Raw genomic sequence first — 2,493 nt, 5'->3', positions numbered from 1 at the left:
AGTGAATGTTAAACTTAAGGACATTGATACTTGGGCTGCCAAGAACATGTCCACAAACTGGGTTACAGAACGAACCAAAATATTCAGAAAAACTATCTGAATTTGGAACCGTTAACTGGACACCCTAATTAATTATGAAATCGACAACAAAAAACCATGTTAGTAACTTCCTTAACCTTAGAGTGTTAGTGGGGATTGGTGAAAAGTGCAGAACTTATCTGTTGGTTATATTTGCATTCCTGCTCACGGCATTGCCTGGATGGGCACAGAGTGTGGTAAAGGAGTCGGTGACAGATGACACTGGGCTAAACTACAAGCTGTATAGCGACAATACAGCTACTCTTCTTGGCGCTACTTCCGAAGATATTTCAGTGCTGAACATTCCCGCCATCGTGACATACGAAGAACAGGAATATAAAGTTACCAAAATCGGTGATGACGCTTTTGAAGTATATCCTTATCTCAAGTCAATCAGTGGCGGTGAGAATATTACAGAAATAGGGGTTAACGCTTTTCATGGATGCTCTGCTCTTATAGGTAATATAGAATTTAATAAAGTAACAAATATTGGAGAAGGCGCTTTTTGGGAGTGTGGCAATGGAGAGTTGAATTTGACATTCAACAATCTCGAGTGTGAGATAATAGGTCCTAGTGCATTCAAAAGTTTTAATGGCACTGTGAAGTTGTATGGTAATGTTACTTATATTGCAGGTAATGCTTTCTATAATGATAATTATAACTATAATTTTCAAGTGTATGCTAATCTACGTGGTATCACGGGAATTTCAGATAATAACTTTTATAATATAAAAGGAGGAGATATCTCCTTGGAAGTAAACATTGTCGAAATTGGTAAATCTACATTTTCTAGTTGTGATGCTAGTATAAATATCTCAGGAACTATACAGAATATTAATCAAGGGGCATTTCAGTATTGTAGTGCTGGAATAAATATCTCAGGAACTATACAGAATATTATTCAAGGGGCATTTGATTCCTGTGATGAAACTATCATAGAGTTATATAATTCCTCCATAATATCGATAGATAATAATCCATGTTCGGAGGGAAATTGGCCTACTATTTACGTTCTACCAACATTAGTGGAAGACTATAATAAGGAAGACTATAATAATGAACGCATCAACGCCAATTTTGAAGCCCTTTCCGACAATCAAGCCAAAACAATCAACGGCGTCAAATATGCTGTAAGAAGCAACGCAGCGGGATTTGAAGTGATAGGAACTGAGGCTGGAGCTTCGTTTGCTGACGGTATAGTGAACATAATTGATAATATTTACGACCTTCCCGTCACTTCAATCGGGGAAGATGCATTCAGCGAACAAGAGATAAGCTGTATCTTGGTGCCTGAGTCGAGATATGACTCAATACACTCTAATGCCGGAAAATATGCCGACAAGGTGTTTCTAGATAGAGGTAAGGTGAATATCGTGGATGGCGACAATACCACATTGACATCAAGCGACAAAACTTGCTATTTGCCAGGCGACATCACCTACAACCGCACATTCAGCGAAGCAGGCCAGTACGCCACGATGTGCCTGCCCTTCGACCTCCCTGTGACCAATGCCCAGAAAAAGTTTGAGCAGGTATATGTTGCGCAAGGCAACATCATCCACAACACCTCCACCGACATGTATATCCTGATGCTGCTCAACCCCGAAGGCGAAAGCATTCCTGCCGGCACCCCGTTCTTCGTGAAGACCAAAGATACCGACGTGACGCTGCAGAACAACGTGTTATGCCGCATGACAACAACGCCAGCCACAACACCGCTCACAGTGGTTGACTGGGACGGCAAGTCGGGACTGATGACCCAATGCCCCAATGTCAACGTGACATGCAGCGGCACCCTCGACGCCCGCACCAACTTCGACGCTACCTACTACACATTCAATACCGACGGTTCGTTCGGCAACAAGCGCACCGACTCCAACTTCCCCGCCTACCGCATGTATCTCAATATCACCAACAAGAGCAATCAGGCTGCCCCCATCCTCATGTCTATCGGTATCTTCGACGACGACGACAACACCACCGGCATCCTCAATGTCCTGCCAGTAGTTCTGAAGAAGTCAGTCGCAGAGGGCACCTTCACCATCGACGGCCGTGCCGTAAAAGGCGCTCTGTCAAAGGGCTTGTACATAGTGAATGGCAAGAAGGTGGTAGTGGAATAAAAATGAAGAGTACTAACATTTAAGAACGAAAATACAATGAAGAAAAAAAAGTATGAAACCCCATCAATGAAGCAGTATGACATTATGCCAACCCGCATATTGGCAGGCAGCAGTGAACCCGGTACAGGTAAAAATGGTGACGATGGCGGCTACGCCGGAATCTTCCAGCCTTCCGCCGACGACATTATGGCATAAAAGTCAATGATTGTCGAAGGACAATAATTAGTGGAAAGACAGGACAGGGGACAGGTCACTGTCCCGCAGGAATATTCAAAAATATAATCTCAAATGTTAC

2 protein-coding genes are annotated in these 2,493 nt (G+C 43.1%); both read left to right on the top strand.

The window, feature by feature from the left end; translation table 11 throughout:
* Window positions 1-134 precede the first annotated feature (134 nt).
* Window positions 135-2,198: a leucine-rich repeat domain-containing protein gene (locus tag CIK98_RS12170; protein ID WP_094384608.1), complete on the top strand. Its 2,064-nt coding sequence runs from the start codon at window positions 135-137 to the stop codon at window positions 2,196-2,198.
* A gap of 36 nt (window positions 2,199-2,234) precedes the next feature.
* Window positions 2,235-2,393, top strand: coding sequence for a hypothetical protein (locus CIK98_RS18255; RefSeq protein ID WP_172409934.1), 159 nt, complete (start codon window positions 2,235-2,237; stop codon window positions 2,391-2,393).
* Window positions 2,394-2,493: the final 100 nt, after the last annotated feature.

Origin of the sequence: Prevotella sp. P2-180 (genome assembly GCF_002251435.1) — a bacterium.
In the GTDB taxonomy this organism is placed as follows: domain Bacteria; phylum Bacteroidota; class Bacteroidia; order Bacteroidales; family Bacteroidaceae; genus Prevotella.
The sequence above is the reverse complement of the archived record's forward strand: the minus strand, read 5'-3'. Positions and strand labels throughout refer to the sequence as shown.